Source organism: Cryobacterium sp. MP_3.1 (assembly GCF_035984795.1).
In the GTDB taxonomy this organism is placed as follows: Bacteria; Actinomycetota; Actinomycetes; order Actinomycetales; family Microbacteriaceae; genus Cryobacterium; species Cryobacterium zongtaii.
This window is the reverse complement of record NZ_JAXCHV010000015.1, coordinates 1-21,314: the sequence shown is the minus strand read 5'-3', so window position 1 is coordinate 21,314 and position 21,314 is coordinate 1. Positions and strand designations below refer to the sequence as shown.

Here is a 21,314-nt window from a genome sequence, read left to right as displayed (position 1 = left end):
TCACCATGACCGCACTTCGTCTCCTCCTCGCCGCCGCCGTCGCCTTCGCCTTCTACCTCATCGGCGCCAAGGCCGGCCGAGGCCGGTACAAGCAGATCCGCCGCAACGCCAAGAAGGCGTGGAACGACCCGACCGTGAAGAAGGCCCGCGCCGGCACGAAGAAGCTCGCCCGCCGCAACACGAAGAAGATCACCAAGGCCGTTCACCGCTAAGCCAGCACCCCCTTCGAAAGGAATCTCATGACCGACAACACCGCACAGCAGGCCCACGACCTCGTTGAGGACACCGTCACCAAGGCCGGCGAGCTCGCCGACCAGGCCCGCCACGCCGTCGACGACACCGTCGCCACCGCCACCGCGGCCCTGCGCGACATCGACACCACCGCAGCCATCGCCTCGGCACGGGAGTTCGCGACCGACACGTTCGAGAAGCTCTCCGACGCCTACAAGCGCAATCCCACCCTGGTCCTCACGCTCGGTTCCGTCGCCGTCGCCGCGGTGACCGGCCTCGGTGCCCTGCTCGCCAAGCGCCGGTAGTCGCGGAGCCGACCCGCGCGGGCGCTACCTGAGCGCAGCCGTCATCCCCTGTCGAGCACCGCTGCGAGCGTGGTGCCGAGCAGCCGGGCCGACTCCGTGTACTTGGCCGTGAGCCGCCGGCTCATCTCCGGCGGCAGCGCGGCCTGGCGGACCGGGTTCGCGTTGTGGGCGAGGTCGGCGTGCTTCACGACCAGCGCCAGCGGGTCGGCGGCGACCCGGGCCATCGACTCGGCGAGCGGTTCACCGGGTCGTTTAGACAGCGCATCCACCGCCCGCACAACGGACTCGTCAAAGCCCTGCGCGCGCAGGTCGTCGAGCGTGATGGGGGTGTCCTCCCCCACGTCGTGCAGCACTGCCACGGTCTTCTCGGGCACGGTGCTGACCAGGCTCATCACGCCCAGTGGATGCTCGATGTAGGCCACCCCGAGCTTGTCGACCTGCCCGGCGTGCGCTGCCCGAGCCAGCGCGATGGCGGCCGCCAGGCTGCCGGCGGCCGGGCTGCCCTGCCGCACGGTGTCGTCCTGCTCGGGACCGGCGCCGGACGGTGCGGTGGTGTCTGTCATGGCAACTCCTCGGGGGCGATCAAAGTTGAGTCACCTCGACGGTAGCGCACCCCGTGCCGGCCCGCGGTGCCGTCGGGGTGCCGTCGCTGTGCTCGTCGAGGTAGGCGGGTCAGGCGCCGTTACGCGGGTGGCGCGCCACCCGCATAGCGGCGCCCACCCCGCACAGCGCACACGCATCCGCCCACATATGGGAGGACGGGTATTGCACTCATCACGATTGCGGATGAAACTGCCCGTGTGGATGACACCAACTGCCCTCACCCCCTCAGTAAGCGCGATGCTGCCGCTCTCGTCGGCGTGCTGGCCAACCTCGAAGGGCTGGTCTGGATGGCCGGCCTCGACGATCATTCGGTGCAGACCCTTCTGCACCGTCTCGCAAGCGACGGCATCGCCGCGCCGCTGAGCGAGGGCGCCGACCCTCGGTACAACGTGCGCCAGGCGCTCAACGACCTCAACCAACAGCTGCGCTACGCCCTGGGCGAGTACGACAGCCCGCACAGCTCGGCGCCGGTGCCTCGCTGAGTGAGTGCGGCTCGAGCGGGACTGGTCGCCGGGTTCGACAGGCTCAACCAACGGACGGGTCGAGCGCGCCACGGCGTTGCACGACTCAGTGCACCACCCTGTAGACGACGTGGGTGACCAGCTCGTTCTCCACCGAACTCACCTGTTCCAACCTCACGTCGTCTAGTCCCTCCAGCAAGGGCTCGCCGGTGCCCTGCACCACCTGCGCGATGTGCAGCCGCAATTCGTCGATCAACCCGGCCGCGAGGTACTGCCGCACGGTGGACGCGCCGCCGGCGATGGCCACGCTCAACTCCCCCGCGGCGGCACGCGCCTGCTCCAGCGCCGATTCGATGCCGTCGGTGACAAACGTGAACGTCGTGCCTCCCGCCATGATCAGCGGTGCCCGCGGATAGTGCGTCAACACGAACACCGGCGCGTGGTACGGCGGCTCGTCGCCCCACCAGCCCGTCCACTCGTCGTCCCACTCCCCGCGGCCGGGACCGAACATGTTACGGCCCATGATGTAGGCACCCGCCTCCAGGATGGCCGCCATTTGGGCGGCGTTCTCGGCGGGCTGCTCAAGCGCCCAGCGGTGCAGCCGCATTCCCCCTTCACCGAGCGGATTCTCCAGGCTCTGGTTCGGGCCGGCCGCATAGCCGTCGGTGGAGACGGTGATATCGCAGGTCACTGGCGTCATTGTCGATCGCTCCGTTCGTTCGGTCACGCGCTCACAGTCGCCGTCACCACATTGTGCGGCACCGGGTCGTGCCTCAGGTAGCTGCGGCTGAAGAGACCGCTCCCCGCCGTCAAGGCCCGGAGCTCGATGGCGTACCGCAGCAGCTCGGCATCCGGGATCTCGGCGCTGATCTCGGTGCGCTCATCACCCACCGAGGTGGTGCCGGTCATGTGGCCGCGGCGGGTGGACAGGTCGGTCATCACCGCACCCACAGAGGCGTCGGGCACGCTGATCGTGACCGCCGAGACCGGTTCGAGCAGCTGGATCCGGGCCGCCGCGGCGGCCTCCCGCAGCGCCAGCGCCCCGGCGGCCTGGAACGCCGCATCCGACGAATCGACGCTGTGCGTCTTGCCGCCCACCAGCGTCACCCGGATGTCCACAACGGGGAATCCGGCCGAGACGCCCTTCTCCATCTGCGCGCGAACGCCCTTCTCAACCGACCCGATGTAGTGCCCGGGGACCACCCCGCCGACGATCTTGTTCACGAACTCGAACCCCGCCCCGCGCTCCCGTGGTTCGACCTCGATCTCGCAGATGGCGTATTGGCCGTGGCCGCCGGACTGCTTCACGTACCTCCCCCGGGCGCCGGCCGGCGTGGCGAAGGTCTCCCGCAGCGGCGTGATCACGTCGACGGTCTCCAGCTTCACGCCCTGGCTGCGAAGCCGGTCCAGCACGACCTCGGCGTGCGCCTCGCCCATGCACCACAGCACCAGCTGGTGGGTCTCGGCGTTGCGCTCCACCCGCAGGGTCGGGTCGACGGCCACGATCTTGCCGAGGTTCTTGGCCAGCGCATCGTCATCGCTGCGCGCCGCGCCGTGCACCGCCACCGGCATCAGCGGCTCCGGCATCTCCCACGCCTCGACCAGCAACGGCGCCTCCCGGTCGGACACGGTGTCCCCGGTCTCCGCGTCGGTCAGCCGGGTCAGCGCGCAGATGTCTCCCGCCACGCAATACGGCACCGGTCGCAGGATGGCGCCCAGCGGGGACTGCAGGTGGGTGACCCGTTCGTCGCTGTCGTGGTCCTGATGGCCCCGGTCGGTGAGGCCGTGGCCGCCGATGTGCACGATGGTGTCCTCCCGCAGTGTGCCGGAGAAGATGCGGACCAGGCAGACCCGGCCCAGGAACGAGTCGATGGTGGTGCGCACGACCTCGCCCACCAACGGCCCGTCCGGATCGCAGGTCAGCGGCCCCACGGGTCGACCGTCCAGATACGTCACCGACGGCAGCGCCCGTTCCATCGGCGACGGGAACGCGCCGGTCAGCAACTCCAGCAGTTCCGTCATACCCACCCCGGTCTCGGCGGAGGTCGCCAGCACCGGATAGAAGCTGCCGCGCACCACGGCGATCTCCAGGTCGCCGGTGAGGGTGTCCAGGTCGATCTGGGCGCCACCGAGATACCGGTCCATCAGGGTTTCGTCTTCGCTCTCGGCGATGATCCCCTCGATCAGGGTGGCCCGGGCCTGCTCCGCATCGGCGCGTTCGGCCTCGGTGGCCGGCCGTTGGGTGGGCCCGGCGGTGCCCGCGCCGGAGTCCGAGACCGTGCCGGAGAGCAACCCCAGCAGCCCGGTGATGCTCCCGTCGGTGCGGATCGGCACGGCCAGCGGCAACACGGCGCCGAAGTTCTCCTGGCACGCCGCCAGCACCTCCTCGTACGCTGCCCGCGGATGATCGATCCGGTTGATCACCACCGCCCGCGGCATCCCGATGCGCTCGCACTCCGCCCAGAGAGCGGTGGTGGCCGCGTCGACACCGTCAACGGCCGAGACCACGAACAGCGCCGCATCCGCTGCCCGCAGCCCGGCACGCAGGTCGCCGACAAAATCGGCGTAGCCCGGGGTGTCGAGCAGGTTCACCTTCACCTCGCCGACCGTCAGCGGCAGCACCGACAGCGCCACGGATCGTTGCTGGTGGATCTCGGACGGGTCCGAGTCGCTCACCGTGCTGCCGCCCTCGATCGTGCCCATCCGGGTGAGGGCACCGGTGGCCGCGAGCAGCGCTTCGGCGAGCAGGGTCTTACCGGCGCCGGACCGACCGACCAGGGCGACGTTGCGGATCTTCTCCGGCCGATCTGCCGGCGGGCCCGACGACGTCGCGGCCTTGCGTTGTTCCGCGCCGCCCCGGCCCGTCCCCTTCGACGCATCCTGCTTTCCCGACATGAGCAACTCCCGACGTCGTCGTCCCAACTTTTCCGCACCGCTGCATCCAATTGACACCCAGACATCACCAAACGGCAAGGGCCGACCGGCACGCTACCCCCGGTGCGCAACCCCCCAGCGATCCCGGCCTGCCAGGCATAGGATCTCGCCAAGCACACCGTGAGTGAGGTCATCTGATGGGACATCTGGTCTACGACTCCAGCCTCCGAATCGACTTCAACGACCGGATGCTCGCCCATCTTCAGGTTGCCTTCGCGGTGAAGCTGCACTCGAACGAGAGTTTCCAGTTCTCCTGGCGACAGGACAGAGATGGTGACGGCGGTCGAGGTTCGATCTGGATCCACCCCCATATTCCGATCCTCTACAGGTTCACCGATCGACTGAAGCCGACGCTCAATCCCCGCTGGATCGAAGCGCTCGTGCGCTCCGCTGACACGCCAGAGGGCATGTCCGCCCTGCCCGAACCGAGCTCACTGATCGTGGCTTCGGATCCGCCCGCCGCACCGTGAACCGCTGAGCGGAGCCAGGGTGGCTCGGCGCCCGTTACGCTCGAGCCATGGGTTCCCGAACTGAGCAGTCCGCCAGGGTGCGCCCGGCCGGGCAACGGATGCCGTCCTCGTCGCGTCGCACCCCCGCCCGGCGCACATCCCGCGCCGCACGGTACCTCCCGATCCTGTTCTTCGTGGCCGGCTACCTCGTCGTAAACACGCTCTGGCCGGTCCCCGTCTGGGTGGCCGGTGTCTACCTCGCAGCCAGCATCATCTGCTTCGGCGTTTACGCGGTCGACAAATCGGCGGCCACTCAGGGACGCTGGAGGGTGTCGGAGAAGACGCTGCTCCTGCTCGGCGTCGTCGGCGGCTGGCCGGGCGCCATCGTCGCCCAGCAGACGCTGCGGCACAAGACCCAGAAGGCGAGCTTCCGGTCGGCCTTCTGGGCAACAGTATTTCTGAACCTGCTTGCCGTCGCGGTGTTCGCCACGCCCGTGTTCGACCTCCTGGCCGAGTGGGCCCAGCGAACCCTGTCCGACTAGCGTCGAGTCTCAGCCGGAGTGCGCGAGGTTAGCGCACCCCGCCCATCAGCCGCAGGATCGGCCGGGCGAACAGCGCCAGGATAATCCCCAGCACGATGGCGATGCCACCGAGCACCCCGAAGTACAGGTGTTCGGGGGCCACCGCATACCATTCGGCCAGCAGACCGGAGATGGCGGTGCCGAGGGCGACCGACAGGAAGAACAGGGCGACCATCTGGGTCTTGAACAGTTCGGGCGCGAGCTTGGTGGAAACGGACAGCCCGACGGGTGAGAGCAGCAGTTCAGCGACGGTGAAGACCAGCAGGATGCCGACCATTGCCAGCAACGGGGTCGAGTTGGCCGCGCCCCCGGCGAACGGCAGGAAGAAGAGGAACCCCACGCCCATGATCGCGGTACCGAAGGCGAATTTGACCGGCGTGGACGGCTGCTTCGAGCCCCACTTGGTCCACAGCGCGGCGAACACACCCGACAGCACGATGATGAAGACCGGGTTGATCGACTGCACCCACGACACCGGCATCTCCCAGCCGAAGAACACGCGGTCCAGCCGCAGGTCCGAGTAGAGCGTCACGACGGTGAACTGCTGCTGGTAGAGCGACCAGAACGCCACACTCGCCACGAACAGCGGGATGAACGCGTACACGCGCTTCCGTTCCACCGTGGTGATGTTCCGGTTGGTGAGAATCACGACGAAGTACGACACGGATGCGACGATCGTCACGCCGATGACGATGGTCACCAGGTTCGAGGCGGTGATGATCCCCATGAGCACCAGCACCACGATGAGCACGATGAACGCGGCCGCGATCATCGCGTACGGCAGGTACTTGCTGCGCGGCAGCGGGTCGGGCACCTCGCGGGAGGAGTCGGGCAGGCGCTTGCGCCCGAACGAGTACTGGGTCAGACCGATCGCCATTCCCACGGCGGCCAGACCGAATCCGTAGTGGAAGCCGATGGTTGACTGCAGCAGTCCGGTGAGGATCGGGCCGAAGAACGCGCCCAGGTTGATGCCGAGGTAGAACAGGGAGAAACCGGCGTCGCGGCGGGGATCGTCCTTGCGGTACAGCGTGCCGACCACGGAGGTCGCGTTGGCCTTGAGACCACCGCTGCCGAGCGCGATCAGGATCAGGCCGACAATGACTCCGGCGACGCCCGGGATCAGGGCCAGAGCGATGTGCCCGACCATGATGACGACCGCGCTGACGTAGAGCACCCGTTCGGAGCCGACCAGCCGGTCGGCGATCCAGGCGCCCAGAATGGTGGAGAGATAAACCGCTCCGCCGTACGCCCCGACGATGCCCGCGGCCGTGGCCTGCGGGATATCGAGGCCGCCCTCTGCCGCCGAGTAGTACAAGTAGAGCAGCAGGATGCCCTGCATCCCGTAGAACGAGAAGCGTTCCCACATCTCGACACCGAAAATGCTGGCCAGCGCCCGAGGCTGACCAAAAAACCGGTGGTCGTCCTGTGGGGTGCCTGCATCAGGCTCCGCAATGTTTGTCATTGTTCCGACGATACTACGGAGGCGGAACTCCGAATACCGTGGGTCGGCGCACGTGGGCGGCATCCGCCGTGGCGCTCCGCGGCATCCGTCGGGTCGAATTCGCGGGTCATCGGGCTTCGAACCACACCTGGGTGAACCCGCCGGCGGCGATGAACACTGTGCCGCCGCGCTTGTCGCCCTTGCCCTTGTGCGCGTCGGCGATCGGCTGGCCGGTGGCGTGGAAGGCCTGCTGCACCAGCTGCTGCCCGCGCGGCACGTCGATGCGGCGCTTCGTGTCAGCCACGTCGGCGCTCACGAACAGCGTCGAGTCGCCGTCCGGCCCGGTCACCGCGACCGTGGAGATCAGCGGCTGGATCAGCAGCGCGTCAAGCTGCGCCGCAGCATCCGTCGTGCCGACGACCTCGCTGGCCTTTCCCGGCAGGGTGTTGGCCAGTGGCAGCGGCAGTAGCTGGCCGGGCGCCTCGGTGACGCCTTGCTCGCCGGCGCCGCCGTTGGCTGTGCTGCCCAAGAGCGGGGCCTTGCCCTTGCCCGGCCGCTTGCTACCGACGGTCCACGTGGTCGTCCCAGCGGGGTCGACGACCTGGTTCACGATCGGGTGCACCCGGCGCGCCTGGTCGTCGGTGGGGACGGTGATGCGCAGGGTACCGCCCGCCGCCAGGTCCACGTAGGCGCCGCCGGACCAGTTGGCCTCGCCGGTCCAGGCCGAGGCCGGCGTGGTCACGGTGCCGCCGGTGATCGTCCCGGACTCGGCCTCGACCACGCTGAGCCCGTGGGTGGCCACCGTGGCGGTGACGCCCAGGGCCGCGGCCTTGAGCTCGGGGTTGGCGTCCAGGGTGAGCATCGAGAACAGCGCGTGGATGGTCGACTCGGCGCCGGAGTTGGGGTTCACCCGGCCGTCCGGCTCGATGCCGTCGAGAGCGGTGCCCGTGGCCGGGTCGTACGCCGGCAGGCCGCTGGGGTTCGCGCCGAAGTACCAGCCGGCGGTGATCGCGGCGAGGTTCAGCAGCCCGGGGGCATCGGCGGCCTCGGCGGTGGCCACCAGACTCTGCAGCCGGGAATCGACGCCGTAGGCGATCTGCGCCTCGCCGGGGGTCGGCGACCAGGCATTGTCAGGTCCGCCCGCGGCGAGCAGCTGCGGGGTGAACTGTGCGGTGTCCTGCACCGCGGCCGCGAGCAGGGTCGGGTCGTCGAGCACCCCGGATGCCGTCGCCACGGCCGCTGGGGCCAGCCCGCCCCAGGCGTGCCACAGGCTGGGCGACTTCGTCCACGGCATGATCGCGCCGAACGGCCAGTCGCCGCTGGCGCCCTCATCCGTCGACATCGCCGCGATGCCCTCGCTCAGCTGGCTGAGCGCGGTTTCGGCCACGGCCACGGTGGGGCCGGCGGGTTCGGCCTGCAGGTAGGCGGCGAGGCCGAGCACGGCCTCGGCCGACGCATCCGCGCCGTCGGCGATCAGCCAGGCCGGCACGGGGTCGCCGTCGGCGACGTCGAAGCTCGGGTAGTCGCCGAGCGACCCGCGGTTCACGGCGGCCAGGCTGAGGTTGAGGCGCTCCTCGAGGAACGCGGCGAACTCCGGGTCTTCATCGGCGAACGCGGCGTAGCCCTCGCCGAGAGCCCACACGGTGCGGGCGAGCCAGTAGGACTCGTCCGAGTCGCTCGGGTCGGGCAGTTCAACGGGCTCGGCGCTGGGGTTCAGGGTGCCGTCGACCTGCTGCCAGAGCACCAAGTTGCCGGCGTTGGGGCCCTCGGTGGTCTGCAGGTAGGTGAGTGAGCGCAGGGTCTGGAAGGCGTGGTCCCGGCTCGTCGTGTCGCCGGTCTGTTGCCAGTGCCGCAGGTACACCACGGCGGCGCGGGAGGTGTCGTCAGCGTTGAACGCGCCCTGACTGTAGTAGCCGGTGGCCGGGTCGAGGTCACCGCCGCCGATCGGGCTGTAACTGCCGTCGTCGTTCTTGTCGGCATAGGTCCAGGGGGCCTCCACCACCGGATTCTCCGCGGCCTGGTAGGTGGTGTGCCCGGCGATCGCCGGCAGGGGCACCTCGGCGAGCAGGAGGTTGAGGTGGCTGAGGTTGGTGAGCGGGGCGGATGCTTCGGCGGCCGGGAGGGCCGCCGGGGTGCTTTTTGTGGTGGTGCCAGTGGTGGCGGTAGCCGCCGACGCGGGCATGGCGGCCAGGGCGCCGCTGCCGACGAGGGCGACCGACAGGGTTGCGGCCAGGGCGAAACGGCCCGGCCGTGAGTGAGCGGATGAACAGGAGCTTGATCGAACATCGTTGTACGTCATTCGTCAACTAAACCGGTTAAGTTCTGTCGCGTCAAGAGTTATCCTCAGCTCTCTCCACAGGTCCGGCCGGCCTTCAGCGGCGAAAAGACGCCCCCGGCTGTCCGTTTGGGCGTGACTCCCCCGCGGCCACGCTAGGGTTCTGCGCCAGCCGAGGCATGCGGGTCAGACGCCGTTATGCGGGTGGCGTGCCACCCGCATAACGGCGCACGACCCGCAGAGTTCGGGATGCGCGTCCGGCACCGCAGCGCTTCCACCGATACCTCTCGCCCTGCCGAAACTGCACAACGAGTGTTGCGCAATGGTCGTTGTCCTTATAATCTCGAGGGCATGACTCCCCGCGATACCCGCCGAACCACGCTCACGTCGGCCGCCTCGATGCGGGTGCTCGCGCATCCGACCCGCCTGCGACTGCTGGGTCTGCTGCGCGAACTCGGACCACAGACCGCGGCGCAGCTCGGCGACATCGTGGACGAGGCCCCCGGCACCATCAGCTACCACCTGGGCAAGCTGGCCTCCATCGCGTTGATCGAACCCGCGGAGGCGCAGAGCAGTGACCAGCGCGAACACTGGTGGCAGGCCACCACCGCGCTCACCAGCTGGGAGCCCGCCGACCTGCTCGACGATCCCGACCAGCTCGCCGCGTCGGCGAGTCTGCAGAAGTCGATCGCCCAGGCCTACGCCGCCCGGTACACCGCCTACATCGACGCGACCCCGACCCTGCCCCGCGAGTGGGTCGGCGCTGCCGCCAGCGGTGACCGCAGCCTGCGCCTGACCGTGGAGGAGCTCACCGCCATGCGTGCCGAGCTCGAGGCGCTCGTCGACCGCTGGGTCGAGACCGGGGCCGGCCACGACCCCGCCGGCAGCGACGGCGCCGAACCCGTGGTGCTGGTCTACCAGGCCTACCGCCGCCCCTGACCGGCCCACCGATGACCACACCCACCACGGAGGCGCGCCCGCGCGACCGCCGCGCCACCGGTTCCCTCACCGCGTTGCTCTCCGCGCACGCCATCTCCCAGACGGGCAACGTGGTGACCGCGTTCGCCATCCCCTTTTACGTGCTCGGCCTCGGCGGCTCCGGGGTCGAGGTGGGCGTTGCCGCGTTCTTCGCCACCGCGCCGGTGGTGATCGGCGGCGCGCTCGGCGGGGTCGTGGTCGACAGGGTCGGCCACCGCCGCGCGGCCATCGTCGCCGACCTGGTCAGCGGAGCGACCGTGCTGACCATTCCGGTGCTCGCCCTCACCGTCGGCCTGCCGTTCTGGGCACTCCTTCTCTTGGTGTTCGCCGGCGGCCTGCTGGACACCCCCGGGCAGACCGCCCGGCGGGTGATGTTGCCGAGCCTCACCGTTCGGGCAGGAGTACGCCTCGAGCAGAGCGTCGGCCTGCTCGACGGATCGGAGCGCTTCGCGAGGCTGATCGGCGCGTCCATCGCCGGACTGCTCGTCGCGCTGGTGGGGCCGATGGCAGCCCTGTTCGTCAACGCCGCCACCTTCGCGGTCTCGGCACTGCTCACCTGGGCGTTCGTGGCCGTTCTGCCCGCCGACTCCCTCCAGCCCGCGGCCGCCGACCGCTCCGACTCGCCCCGAACCAGCTACTGGGCCGACCTCGCCGAGGGCTTCCGGTTTGTCATCCACGACCCGCTGATGCGGCTGATTGTGGGCCTGGTTCTCATCACGAACCTGTTCGACGCGGCCCGCGGTGCAACTCTGCTGCCCCTCTACGCGAACGATCGTCTGGGCGGCGCGGCCGTGCTGGGTCTGCTGGTCGCGGTCATGGGCGGATGCGCCCTGGTCGGCAACGTCGCCTTCGGCTTCGTCGCCCACCGCGTTCCCCGCCGGCTGACGTTTGCGGCGTGCTTTGCCCTGGCCGGCGGGCCCTCGAGCGCCGCCTTCGCCCTGGGCGCTCCCCTGCCCGTGCTCGTCGCCATGACCGCGCTGTCCGGCCTGGCTGCCGGGGCGATCAACCCGATCCTGGGCACGGTGGAGCTCGAACGCGTTCCCCCGCACATGCGCGGCCGGGTGTTCGGCATGATCAACGCCGGCGCCTGGGCGGGCGTGCCGTTCGGCGCCCTGCTCGGCGGTATCGCCGCCGACACCATCGGCCTCGCGGCATCCTTCGGCATCATCGCCGTCGCCTATACTCTCGTCACGCTGAGCCCGCTCACCGGTGGTGCCTGGCGCCAGATGGAGCGAAAGCCGGTGCCGACGACCGACACCTGAGCCGCCGCGACTGCCCTGAGGTCGTGCCAGCGGCGTTATGCGGGTGCAGCGCTCGACCAGTGGCTCGGCCGAATCCGACAGCCCGTGGGGAAAAAAGGTCAAGCCCATGACGAAATACAGTTTTTGGGCATCTCATGGGTACGGCGGCTTTCGCCCCGGCAGAACGAACCCGCTCGGCCGGAATCTACACACTGTTGTGGAGGCATCCCATGGCCCACGAAGACATCCACCCCACGTCCAGCATCCCCGGCGCCCGCGTCGACGGCGCCGCCAAGCTCGTCTCCGACCACCACGCCGGTGAGGTGCACGGCAAGACCACGATCGCCGACGGCGTCGTCTCCAAGGTCGCCGGCATCGCCGCCCGCGAGGTTCCTGGCGTCTTCGCGCTCGGCGGCGGTGGTGCCCGTGCGCTCGGCGCCATCCGCGGCGCGGTCGGCCAGGATGACATGACCCAGGGCGTCAAGGTCGAGGTCGGCGAGACCCAGGCCGCCGTCGACGTCACCATCGTCGTGGAGTACCCCGCGCCGATCCAGGAGGTCTCTGACGCCGTGCGCTCCCAGGTCACCACCGCGATCACCCGGTTGGTCGGCCTCGAGGTCGTCGAGGTGAACATCCTGGTCACCGACGTGCACCTGCCCACGGAAGACCAGGGCCAACCGGAAGAACCGCGGGTCTCATGAGCGCCACCGTCACCGGCATCGCCGTCGGGGCAGTTCTCGCGTTCGCGGCCCTGATCTTCGGCTTCTGGGGCTTCCTGCTCGTGGCCGCGTTCATGGCCGTGGGGCTGCTCCTGGGCCGCATCATCGAGGGCAAGCTCGACCTGCGTGGCCTCGCCAACGCACTGAGCGGAAAACGAACCTCCTGATGCCTGCCGAGGCTACCGGCGCCGGCCGCGCGCCTGTTCCCGTCGCCGGCCCCGCCACCTTCCCGGGCCGCATAACAGTTCGGCAGCGGGCGTTGAACACCGTGGCCCGGGCCGTGTCTGCCGAAGCTCTCGGCGTACCACCCGCCCAGGTGACCGTGACACTCCAGGATGACCGTGGCCGGCTCGGCGTCAGCGTCGTCGCCCCGATCAGCGTGCCCGACCTCGACACCGTCACACCCGGTGACGCCGGCGACAGCGTGCTGCACCGGGTGCGGGATGCGCAGGCGCAGATCCGGGCCGGCACCACCCGCCTCACGGGCTACCAGGTCGGCCAGGTCGACGTGCGCGTGAGCGGTGCGCGCATCGGCGACGATGTGAGGGTGCGCTGATGGGCGCACCGTACGCCCGCATCGTGCGCCGAGAAACCCATTCGCCGCGCACGGTGGCCGCCATCGTGCTCGCGAGCCTGGTCATCCTGGCCTGCGTCTACGCCGGCCTCGAACTGGTGCTGCGGATGCTCGAACAACCACCGTTGCTCGTCACCCCCGACGCCGCACTGGCGTGGCTGGCGGCCCTGCCGACGCTGCAACCGCAGGACGCGATCACCGCCGGCGGCATCGCGGTGGCCCTGATCGGGCTGCTGCTGATGCTGCACGCGATCCTGCCGGGCCGCACGGCCCGGCACCAGATGCTCCACGACAACTTCGCGGTGCTCGTGGACAACGGGGTTCTCGCGTCGAGCATCGCCCACCGCGTCGAAACCGTTGCCCGGGTGCCCCGCGGCCAGGCCGTGGTGGCCGTGTCCCATCGCCGGGCCAGCATCGATGTCACGCCCACCTCGGGCATCCCGATCGACGAAAGCGCGGTTCGAGCCGCGGTCGACGACGAGATCGCCTCGTACAAGCTCACGCCCAGGCTGCAACCGGCCGTGCGCATCAAGCCGACCGGCGCGGTGGGCTCATGAACAACACCAACAGGGCGCTCAATCGCACGTTCATTTTCCTTGTCGGCCTCCTCCTGCTCGCTGCCGGAGCCGCCGCATCCGCGCCGCGGTTCTGGCCCTGGTGGGCCGACCGGTGGGCGCAGGCCGGCCGGCAGGGCCGTCAGGTCGTCACCGATGAACTGAAGGCCAGCCAGGTAGCCGGCACCGGCTTCAGCTGGTGGATGCTCGCCGCCCTCGCGGTGCTTCTCCTCCTCGCCATCGCCATGATCCTGATCATCGCCAGCGTTGGCGGCGGCGGCAGCGGCAGCCGGGAGGTTTACCGAGCGCTCAGCACCAAACAAGCCGCCGGCACCGGAGCAGATCAGGTCATTCTCGACACCTCGTTCGCAGCCGACGCCCTGAAGAACTCGCTCGACAAGCGGCCCGATCTTGTGGCCAGCAGTGTCGGAGCGTTCACGGTGAGCCACCAGGCGGTGTTGCACATAAGCGTCACGCCCCGGCGGGGCACCTCGCCCCGGCTGGTGGTCGACGAAGTCGACACCCTCGTGCGCAACCTGGCGCTTGTGGTGGGCCACATGCCGCCCTGCTGCCTCACGATCCAGTCAGGGCTGCGCGCCCAGCTCGGCCACGACCAGCGCGTGCTCTAGGCATCCGCCCCTGACCACGATCCCGCCCGCACGCTCAGGCCGGCGCCGACTCGTCCATCGGGATGGCGGCGAACTCGCGCACCACCAGCCGGGGCGTGACCATCCGGTGCCGGGGCTCCACCGATTCCGGTGCGTCGTGCACGCGGCCGTTGAACTCGCCCGTGAGCAGGTCGAGCACCCCGGCGGCCACCTCTTCCACCGACTGGTCGACGCTGGAGAGCCCGATCGCGGCGGCGATGGGCGTGTTGTCGTAGCCGGTTACCGGCATCCGCGAGGGGTTGGCGATCATGGCGCCCAGCGCCAGCGAGTCGCTCGCGCAGAGCACCGCGTCCAGGGTGCCGGCGCGGCGGCGCAGCTGTTGCATCGCCGCGGTGCCCTCGGCGACCCCGTCGACCGTGACCACCTCGAGCGCGGCCAGGTCCTCCTCCGACACGTCACCCCGCTCGAGCATCGCATCACGCCAGCCCCGCCGGCGGTCCTCGCCGGTGCCCGACGGGCTGGGCCACCCGATGTAGCCGATGCGCCGCGCGCCGGCCTCCTGCGCCGCCAGGGTGGCCTGGTGCAGCCCGGCCCAGCCGTCCACATCCACCCACAGATGCTGCGGGTCGTCCATGTCATTGCTCCCCCACGGCCGCCCGAACGTCACGAAGGAGATCCCGTTCTCGATCAGCCACTTCGTGCGGGGGTCGCCGGCGAAGGTGGAGGTGAGCACGAACCCGTCCACGTCGGCGCCGTCGTTCAGGCGCTGCAGCTGTGTGATCTCGTCTTCGGGGCTGGTGGCGGTGAACAGCAGCACCCGCAGGCCTCGCTTGTCGGCCTGCTCGGTGAGGGCGTGCAGAAACCGGTCCAGCACCGACCCGGAGATGCCGTCGATCATCGGGTCCAACCGGATGCCGATGGTGGAGCTGCGCCGGGTGCGCAACCGGCGCGCCGAGGCGTGCGGGCGGTAGCCCAGCTGGGCGATGGCGGCCTCGACCCGCTCCCGGGTGTCGGCGCGCACGATGCCGGGCGAGTTCATCACGTTCGAGACGGTCTGGCGGGAGACGCCGGCCGCCAGGGCGACATCCGTCACCGTCGGCAATGCAGCCATAGCCGCTCCTCCCCCACGCAGGCACCCGCCCGCGAATGGATCGATCCAACACCGATCCCCCACAGAATACCGCGTTTAGGACCACAAAACCCCCAGTTTTTGATCGATCCAAGAAAACATTTGATCGATCAAATAGATTCCGCTACTGTGACCACTACACACAAGAACGCGCACTGGAGCGCGACAGAAGGAGCACCAAGATGCAACGACGCAACTCCCGCTGGCTGATCGGCGCAGGCCTCACCGTGGCCGGCGCCCTCACCCTCAGCGCGTGTGGTTCCGGATCCGGCTTCGGCGGCGACACCGCAGCCGACGGCGGCGAACTCACCAGCGACTCCTCCCAGGGCCTGAACATCCTCATCGGCTCCAGCGGCGACGCCGAGACCGCCTCCGTCAACGCCGCCGTCGCCGCCTGGTCCGAGGAGTCCGGCACCGACGCCGAGGTCAGCGTCGCCAGCGACCTCAACCAGCAGCTCGCCCAGGGCTTCGCCGCGCAGAAGCCCGCCGACGTCTTCTACCTCTCCACGGATGCCCTCGCCGGCTACGCGTCGAACGGTTCCCTGCTCGCCTACGGCGACGAGCTGGCCAACAAGGACGACTTCTACCCGAGCCTGGTCAACTCCTTCACCTACGACGGCGAGTTCTACTGTGCCCCGAAGGACTTCTCCACCCTGCAGCTGATCATCAACACCGATCTGTGGGCTGCGGCCGGGCTCACGGATGCCGACATCCCCACCACCTGGGACGAGCTCGCGACAGTGAGCAAGACCCTCACCACGCCCGACCACGTCGGGCTCGCCCTCGGCGGTGAATACGCCCGACTGGGCGCATTCATGGCCCAGGCCGGCGGCAGCCTGATGAACGAAGACAGCACCGAGGCCACCGCGAACAGCGCCGAAAACGTTGCGGGCCTCGAGTACGCGCAGACCCTGCTCAACGACGGATCCATGAGCTACGCCAGCGAGATCGGTGCCGGCTGGGGCGGCGAGGCGTTGGGCAAGCAGCTCTCCGCAATGACCATCGAAGGCAACTGGATCACCGGCGCCATGAAGAACGACTTCCCCGACGTCAAGTACACGGTCGCCGAGTTGCCGGAAGGCCCCGAGGGCAAGGGCACCCTGCAGTTCACCAACTGCTGGGGCATCGCCGCCGACAGCCCCAACCAGGCCGCCGCGCTCGAGCTCGTTGAACAGCTCACCAGCAAGGACGCGCAGCTGACCTTCTCCGAGGAGTTCGGCCCGATGCCCTCGATCCAGTCCGCCGCCGAAGAGTGGAAGAGCGCCAACCCCACCCTGGTGGCCTTCCTCAACGGAGCGGACTACGCCAAGGGCGTGCCCAACGTGCAGGGAGCCGCGGATGTCGTGAGCGACCTGAACGCACAGCTCGAGTCGCTCAAGACCGGGGACGCCCAAGTCATCCTCGACTCCACGCAGCAGAACCTCGAAGCTCTGCTGAAGTAGTCCCCCATGTCGACGCCCGCACGCACGTCTCGCCGCTCCGGAATCCGGGGCGGCGAGGCCGCCTCGGGGTGGCTCTTCACCGCCCCGATGATCATCCTGCTCGGCATGTTCCTCGTCATCCCGGTGCTGATGGCCCTCTGGGTCAGCTTCTCCGACTGGAACGGCCGCGGCAGCCCCTTCGCCGGCACCGTGTCGTTTGTGGGCCTCGACAACTACTCCGCCCTGGTCGGCGGCGGCGGCCTGGCCGAACAGGACTTCGGCACGGCGCTCCGCAACAACGCCTGGTACGTCCTGCTGGTGGTGCCGATCCAGACCATGCTGTCGCTGTTCCTGGCGGTGCTGGTGAACCGGCAGATCCTGCGCGGCCGCGGCTTCTTCCGCACCGCGTTCTACTTTCCGTCGGTCACCAGCTCGGTCGCGATCACGGTGCTGTGGCTGTTCCTGTTCAGCGCCACCGGCGCCGTCAACAAGCTGCTCGCCTTCGTCGGCGTGAACGGGCCGAACTGGTTCAACGACCCCAGCGGCGTGCTGCACAACATCCTCGGCGTGTTCGGCGTCACGACCGGCCCGGCGGCCCTCACCGGCAACTCGTTCCTCGGCATCTCCTTCTGGGAATGGCTCGCCGGCCCATCCGTTGCCATGAGCGCCTTCATCCTGATGGCCGTGTTCACCACCAGCGGCACGTTCATGCTGCTGTTCATCGCCGCGCTGCAGAACCTCAGCGGCGATGTCGTCGAGGCCGCCATGATGGACGGCGCGAACGGCTGGCAACGGTTTTGGCGGGTCACCCTTCCCCAGCTGCGACCGACCCTGTTCACCGTGCTCACCCTGGGCCTGATCGGGGCCTGGCAGGTCTTCGACCAGATCTACACCGGCACCCAGGGCGGGCCGGGCAAGACCACGCTCACCCCGGCCTATCTCTCCTATCAAACGGCCTTCACCAACCAGGCCTGGGGGCAGGGCGCCGCGATCGCGTTCATCCTGTTCGTGATCATCGTGGTCTTCACCCTGTTCCAGCGCGCTCTGCTGGCCGAACGCAAGGTCTCCGTGCGACGGATGCGCCCGTACCTGCAGACCCCCACCTCCGGAGGTACCAAATGAGCACCACCGTGAGATCCCGCGTGCGCCCCCGCACCCCCTCCCAGCGGCTGCGCAACCTCAGCCGGGAGCAACTGCCCACCCGGGCGATCGCCGGCCGGTCGCTGCTCTACGCGATCCTGATCGTGCTCGCGATCATCTACATCGCCCCGTTCCTGGTTCAGGTCGCCACCTCCTTCAAAACGGATGGCGATGCCGCCAGCAATCCGATGTCGCTGATTCCGCAAACCTGGTCCACGGCCGCGTACGAGAGGTTGTTCCTCAACTCGGACTTCCCGGTCTGGTTCCAGAACTCCGCGATCGTGACGATCTTCGTCACCCTCGGCCGGGTGTTCTTCAACTCTCTGGCCGGCTACGCCCTGGCCCGGCTGCACTTCCGCGGCCGCAACGTGATCTTCGCGCTGCTGATCGCCGTGATGAGCGTGCCCGGGGTGGTGCTGCTGATCCCCAAGTTCCTGGTGATCAACCAGCTGGGCATCTACGACACCTACGTGGCCATGATCGTGCCGCTCCTCACCGACGCCGCCGGCGTGTTCATCATGAAGAACTTCTTCGAGTCGATCCCCGCCAGCGTCGAGGAGCAGGCCCGCATCGACGGGGCCGGCACCTTCCGGGTGTTCTGGTCGATCGTGCTGCCGATGGCCCGGCCGGCGCTGGTGACCATCATCATCCTGTCGTTCCAGGGTTCCTGGAACGAGCTGTCGCACTTCATCGTGGCCACCCAGTCGGCCGAGCTGACCACACTCACCAAGGGTGTCGCGTCGCTGGCCTCCGGGCAGCTGAGCCAGGGCACCCAGTACCCGCTCAAGCTCGCCGCCGCGGCGATCATGACCATCCCGGTCGCGGTGATGTTCTTCATCTTCCAGAAACGCATCATGAACACCACCGATGGCGCCGTCAAGGAGTAACCGCTCCTTTTATACACGCCTGTTTTTCAGTCCCGCACCCAACACCTCTGGAGTCGTTCCTTCCTCATGCTTTCCCACCCCGTTCAGCCGCTGCTTCATGATTCCGCCATCGTTCTGGCGGCCCCCACCCAGGCGTGGTCCGGGTCCGACGGGCGCACGAGCCTGCCGATCCACGGCCTGTACCACGCCGACACCCGGGTCCTCTCCGGCTGGAGCCTGCTGGTCGGGGGCGCCGCGGGTGAACCGATCGGCTCGGCCGCACGGGGCGCCGGCGAGATGACGTTCAGCTCACTGCTGCGTCACCTCGACGACCGCACCGCCGACCCCCGGCTGCGGCTGGAGGTCACCCGCACGGTCACCGCCGGGCAGCTGACCGAGAGCATCACCATCGTCTCCGGGCTGGCGCACCCGATCGAGACACAGGTGTCCGTGCGCCTGGCACCCGACTTCGCCGACATGCAGATCGTCAAGGCCGGTCTGGCCGGGGCCGCCGAACGAGCCGTCTTCGGGCCGGCCGGGCTGCCCGACACCCCGGTCGTCGACGGGCGGGACACCGGCACCGGCATCCGTCTGGCCACGCCCACAGTGTCGGCGCTCGTGCGTCTCAGCGGTGACGGCGTGCTCAGTACCGCCGTCACCGACGTCGTCGGCGACTGGTCGGTGGCCGTGCCCGCCCGCGGCAGCGTCACCGTGCAGTGGACCGTGGACATCGAGCACTCGGCCACCGTGGTGCAGGCCGCCTCGGGGCTGCCCGAGTGGGCCGGCGTGACCGTGCAGTCCGGTGACGCCCGCCTCGGCCACTGGGTGCAGAAGGCGCTCGAAGACCTGTCCGGGCTGCGGATGGCGACGACGGCCCGGCCGGACGAGCCTTTTCTGGCCGCCGGAGCCCCCTGGTTCTTCACCCTCTTCGGCCGGGACTCCCTCTGGGCGGCCCGGTTCCTGCTGCCGGTGGGCACCGAGCTTGCGGCGTCCACGCTGCGGCTGCTCGCCGAACTGCAGGGCACCGAGAACAACGCCGAGACCGCGGAACAGCCCGGCAAGATCATGCACGAGCTGCGGCCGGCCGCATTCACCATCCCCGGCGAAGACGTCTCCCTGCCGCCGCTGTACTACGGCACCGTCGACGCCACTCCGCTGTGGATCTGCCTGCTGGCCGACGCTCGACGCTGGGGCATGCCCGACGCCGAAGTCGAGGCCCTGTTGCCGCACCTCGAGGCGGCGCTGGCCTGGATGCGTGACTTCGGGGACAGCGACGGCGACGGTTTTCTCGAGTACGTCGACAGCACCGGCCACGGTCTGGCCAACCAGGGCTGGAAGGACTCCGGCGACTCGATCCAGTGGCGGGACGGCAGCCTCGCCGACGGGCCCATCGCCCTCTGCGAGGTGCAGGCTTACGCCTATCAGGCCGCGATCGGTGGCGCCGACCTGCTCGACGCCTTCGGCCGGCCCGGCGGCGACACCTGGCGTGCCTGGGCCGAGGAGCTCAAGACCCGGTTCCGCGCCTCGTTCTGGATCGACTCCGCCGAGGGCCGGTACCCGGCCGTGGCGCTGGATGCGTTCAAGCGCCCGGTGGACACCGTGACCAGCAATATCGGTCACCTGCTCGGCACCGGCCTGCTCTCCGCCGAGGAGTCCGCCCTCGTCGCCGCCCGGCTGGTCTCCCCCGAGCTCAACTCCGGATTTGGCCTCCGCACCATGTCCACCGACTCGGCCGGCTACTGGCCGGTGAGCTACCACGGCGGCTCGGTCTGGACCCACGACACCGCCATCGCCATCCACGGCCTCGGCCGCGACGGCTTCGGCGCCGAGGCGGGCACCCTGATCGCCGGCCTGCTCGCGGCCGCCGAATCCTTCGACTACCGGATGCCCGAGCTGCACTCCGGCGACGCCGCATCCGTCGTCACCGCGGCGGGCGCCTACCCGGCCGCCTGCCGCCCGCAGGCCTGGTCCGCCGCCGCCGCGATCTCCGTGCTCGGCACCGTGCTCGGCCTCTCGCCGGATCCGGCCACCGGCGAGGTGACCTCCACCCCGATCACCCCGGCCGTCGCCGGCGCCGTCACCGTGCACGGCCTCAAGGCGGCCCTCCCGGCCCGCTGACCCCGCAGCCGAGCCCAATGGCCCAGCCCACCTGACCCCCGGCACGATCGCCGCCGCGCTGGCGTTCGTGCCGACCAGACGTACTCGACAGTCCCCTAGGTGGGCAATCCTAAGCTGGGCCCATGCAGAGCAACGCCGTCATCGTGCCCCGGGACCAGAGCTGGTGATCGCCGACAGCCAAGCGACACGCAGCCGTCGACTATTCATCACCGGGGTCATCCTGATCGACCTGATCGCGGTCGCCATCGCCTTCTGGCCGGTGCTTGTTCTCGGCCTGGGGCTCCAGGCGATCGGCGACGCCAACGGCTGGTGGCCGGGCGATCCCAATTCGAACGATGGTGAAGAGGTCTTCGCCACCATCGTCGGAGCGGTCGGACTGCTGATCGTGCTGGTGGCGGCGGCGGTTCCGGTGGCACTTCTCGCGCGGCGGCAGCGGCAACCGGTGTTCGGCTCGACCGCGCGCAACACGCTCTACCTTCTGGGCGTCTGCCTCGTGGTCGGCATCCTGCTCGTCATCTTCTGACGGGGGCCGCTGAGACCGAGGCAGGAACGATTAAGAGGAGATAGGTCGCAAAATAGGATGCTGCGCCCTGGGGTGACCCGTGCGTCCTGGACACTGTTCCTGATCATTTTATTAGGCCGCTGCCGGGGTGGCGTTGGCTGTTTTTGCCGTGCTGGCGAACGTT

Annotated in this window: 23 protein-coding genes; 17 read left to right on the top strand and 6 right to left on the bottom strand. The window is 69.2% G+C overall.

Features of this window, described 5'->3' with window-relative positions; all coding sequences use genetic code 11:
• Positions 1-5 precede the first annotated feature (5 nt).
• On the top strand, positions 6-212 hold the full coding sequence (locus tag RCH12_RS11035; protein WP_103430071.1) for a hypothetical protein: 207 nt from the start codon (positions 6-8) through the stop codon (positions 210-212).
• Between the two features lie 27 nt (positions 213-239).
• Positions 240-536, top strand: coding sequence for a hypothetical protein (locus tag RCH12_RS11030; RefSeq protein WP_327016891.1), 297 nt, complete (start codon positions 240-242; stop codon positions 534-536).
• A 41-nt stretch (positions 537-577) separates the two neighbouring features.
• Here the strand turns inward: RCH12_RS11030 and RCH12_RS11025 are convergent, their stop codons facing one another.
• Positions 578-1,099: an HD domain-containing protein gene (locus RCH12_RS11025; protein ID WP_327016890.1), complete on the bottom strand. Its 522-nt coding sequence runs from the start codon at positions 1,097-1,099 to the stop codon at positions 578-580.
• A gap of 237 nt (positions 1,100-1,336) precedes the next feature.
• Between RCH12_RS11025 and RCH12_RS11020 the strand changes: the two genes are divergently transcribed.
• Positions 1,337-1,621, top strand: a complete 285-nt coding sequence (locus tag RCH12_RS11020; protein WP_088456858.1) for a hypothetical protein — start codon at positions 1,337-1,339, stop codon at positions 1,619-1,621.
• A gap of 85 nt (positions 1,622-1,706) precedes the next feature.
• Here the strand turns inward: RCH12_RS11020 and RCH12_RS11015 are convergent, their stop codons facing one another.
• Complete coding sequence (locus tag RCH12_RS11015; RefSeq protein WP_103430074.1) at positions 1,707-2,300, bottom strand: dihydrofolate reductase family protein; 594 nt, start codon at positions 2,298-2,300, stop codon at positions 1,707-1,709.
• A 23-nt stretch (positions 2,301-2,323) separates the two neighbouring features.
• On the bottom strand, positions 2,324-4,495 hold the full coding sequence (locus tag RCH12_RS11010) for an elongation factor G-like protein EF-G2 (RefSeq protein ID WP_327016889.1): 2,172 nt from the start codon (positions 4,493-4,495) through the stop codon (positions 2,324-2,326).
• A 176-nt stretch (positions 4,496-4,671) separates the two neighbouring features.
• Between RCH12_RS11010 and RCH12_RS11005 the strand changes: the two genes are divergently transcribed.
• On the top strand, positions 4,672-5,004 hold the full coding sequence (locus RCH12_RS11005; RefSeq protein WP_327016888.1) for a DUF7882 family protein: 333 nt from the start codon (positions 4,672-4,674) through the stop codon (positions 5,002-5,004).
• A 47-nt stretch (positions 5,005-5,051) separates the two neighbouring features.
• Positions 5,052-5,525 carry a DUF1294 domain-containing protein gene (locus RCH12_RS11000; protein ID WP_327016887.1) on the top strand — a complete coding sequence of 158 codons (474 nt, stop codon included), beginning with the start codon at positions 5,052-5,054 and terminating at the stop codon, positions 5,523-5,525.
• 28 nt (positions 5,526-5,553) lie between these two features.
• On the opposite strand, the gene RCH12_RS10995 is transcribed toward RCH12_RS11000, so the two are convergent.
• Together RCH12_RS10995 and RCH12_RS10990 are read right to left on the bottom strand one after the other, a co-directional pair.
• Positions 5,554-7,026 (bottom strand): peptide MFS transporter, encoded by a 1,473-nt coding sequence (locus RCH12_RS10995; protein WP_327016886.1) that lies wholly within the window; start codon positions 7,024-7,026, stop codon positions 5,554-5,556.
• Positions 7,027-7,132: 106 nt separating this feature from the next.
• Positions 7,133-9,304 carry a hypothetical protein gene (locus tag RCH12_RS10990; RefSeq protein ID WP_327016885.1) on the bottom strand — a complete coding sequence of 724 codons (2,172 nt, stop codon included), beginning with the start codon at positions 9,302-9,304 and terminating at the stop codon, positions 7,133-7,135.
• Between the two features lie 327 nt (positions 9,305-9,631).
• Between RCH12_RS10990 and RCH12_RS10985 the strand changes: the two genes are divergently transcribed.
• From RCH12_RS10985 to RCH12_RS10955, 7 genes are all read left to right on the top strand, one after another.
• Positions 9,632-10,219 carry a helix-turn-helix domain-containing protein gene (locus RCH12_RS10985; RefSeq protein WP_327016884.1) on the top strand — a complete coding sequence of 196 codons (588 nt, stop codon included), beginning with the start codon at positions 9,632-9,634 and terminating at the stop codon, positions 10,217-10,219.
• An 11-nt stretch (positions 10,220-10,230) separates the two neighbouring features.
• Positions 10,231-11,520 carry an MFS transporter gene (locus RCH12_RS10980; protein WP_327016883.1) on the top strand — a complete coding sequence of 430 codons (1,290 nt, stop codon included), beginning with the start codon at positions 10,231-10,233 and terminating at the stop codon, positions 11,518-11,520.
• A 209-nt stretch (positions 11,521-11,729) separates the two neighbouring features.
• Entirely contained in the window at positions 11,730-12,200 is a 471-nt protein-coding gene (locus RCH12_RS10975) for an Asp23/Gls24 family envelope stress response protein (protein WP_327016882.1), read from the top strand.
• On the top strand, positions 12,197-12,385 hold the full coding sequence (locus RCH12_RS10970; protein ID WP_327016881.1) for a DUF2273 domain-containing protein: 189 nt from the start codon (positions 12,197-12,199) through the stop codon (positions 12,383-12,385). The genes RCH12_RS10975 and RCH12_RS10970 overlap by 4 nt, the downstream gene beginning before the upstream one ends.
• On the top strand, positions 12,385-12,774 hold the full coding sequence (locus tag RCH12_RS10965) for a hypothetical protein (protein ID WP_327016880.1): 390 nt from the start codon (positions 12,385-12,387) through the stop codon (positions 12,772-12,774). Before RCH12_RS10970 ends, RCH12_RS10965 begins: the two co-directional genes overlap by 1 nt.
• A complete protein-coding gene (locus tag RCH12_RS10960; RefSeq protein ID WP_327016879.1) occupies positions 12,774-13,349 on the top strand; it encodes a DUF6286 domain-containing protein in 576 nt (191 codons plus the stop codon). The genes RCH12_RS10965 and RCH12_RS10960 overlap by 1 nt, the downstream gene beginning before the upstream one ends.
• Positions 13,346-13,975, top strand: coding sequence for a hypothetical protein (locus RCH12_RS10955; RefSeq protein ID WP_327016878.1), 630 nt, complete (start codon positions 13,346-13,348; stop codon positions 13,973-13,975). Before RCH12_RS10960 ends, RCH12_RS10955 begins: the two co-directional genes overlap by 4 nt.
• A 34-nt stretch (positions 13,976-14,009) precedes the next feature.
• On the opposite strand, the gene RCH12_RS10950 is transcribed toward RCH12_RS10955, so the two are convergent.
• The gene (locus RCH12_RS10950) at positions 14,010-15,065 is read right to left on the bottom strand and encodes a LacI family DNA-binding transcriptional regulator (RefSeq protein WP_327016877.1); all 1,056 of its coding nucleotides are present in this window, start codon (positions 15,063-15,065) and stop codon (positions 14,010-14,012) included.
• A 200-nt stretch (positions 15,066-15,265) separates the two neighbouring features.
• On the opposite strand from RCH12_RS10950, the gene RCH12_RS10945 reads away from it, so the two are divergent.
• The 5 genes from RCH12_RS10945 to RCH12_RS10925 all read left to right on the top strand — a co-directional run bounded on the left by RCH12_RS10945 (position 15,266) and on the right by RCH12_RS10925 (position 21,151).
• The gene (locus RCH12_RS10945; protein ID WP_327016876.1) at positions 15,266-16,525 is read left to right on the top strand and encodes a sugar ABC transporter substrate-binding protein; all 1,260 of its coding nucleotides are present in this window, start codon (positions 15,266-15,268) and stop codon (positions 16,523-16,525) included.
• 6 nt (positions 16,526-16,531) lie between these two features.
• Positions 16,532-17,626, top strand: coding sequence for a carbohydrate ABC transporter permease (locus RCH12_RS10940; RefSeq protein WP_327016875.1), 1,095 nt, complete (start codon positions 16,532-16,534; stop codon positions 17,624-17,626).
• Positions 17,623-18,531: a carbohydrate ABC transporter permease gene (locus tag RCH12_RS10935; protein ID WP_327016874.1), complete on the top strand. Its 909-nt coding sequence runs from the start codon at positions 17,623-17,625 to the stop codon at positions 18,529-18,531. The genes RCH12_RS10940 and RCH12_RS10935 overlap by 4 nt, the downstream gene beginning before the upstream one ends.
• Positions 18,532-18,597: 66 nt before the next feature.
• Positions 18,598-20,628 carry a glycogen debranching N-terminal domain-containing protein gene (locus RCH12_RS10930; RefSeq protein WP_327016873.1) on the top strand — a complete coding sequence of 677 codons (2,031 nt, stop codon included), beginning with the start codon at positions 18,598-18,600 and terminating at the stop codon, positions 20,626-20,628.
• Between the two features lie 163 nt (positions 20,629-20,791).
• Complete coding sequence (locus tag RCH12_RS10925; RefSeq protein WP_327016872.1) at positions 20,792-21,151, top strand: hypothetical protein; 360 nt, start codon at positions 20,792-20,794, stop codon at positions 21,149-21,151.
• The last annotated feature ends 163 nt before the right edge of the window (positions 21,152-21,314 follow it).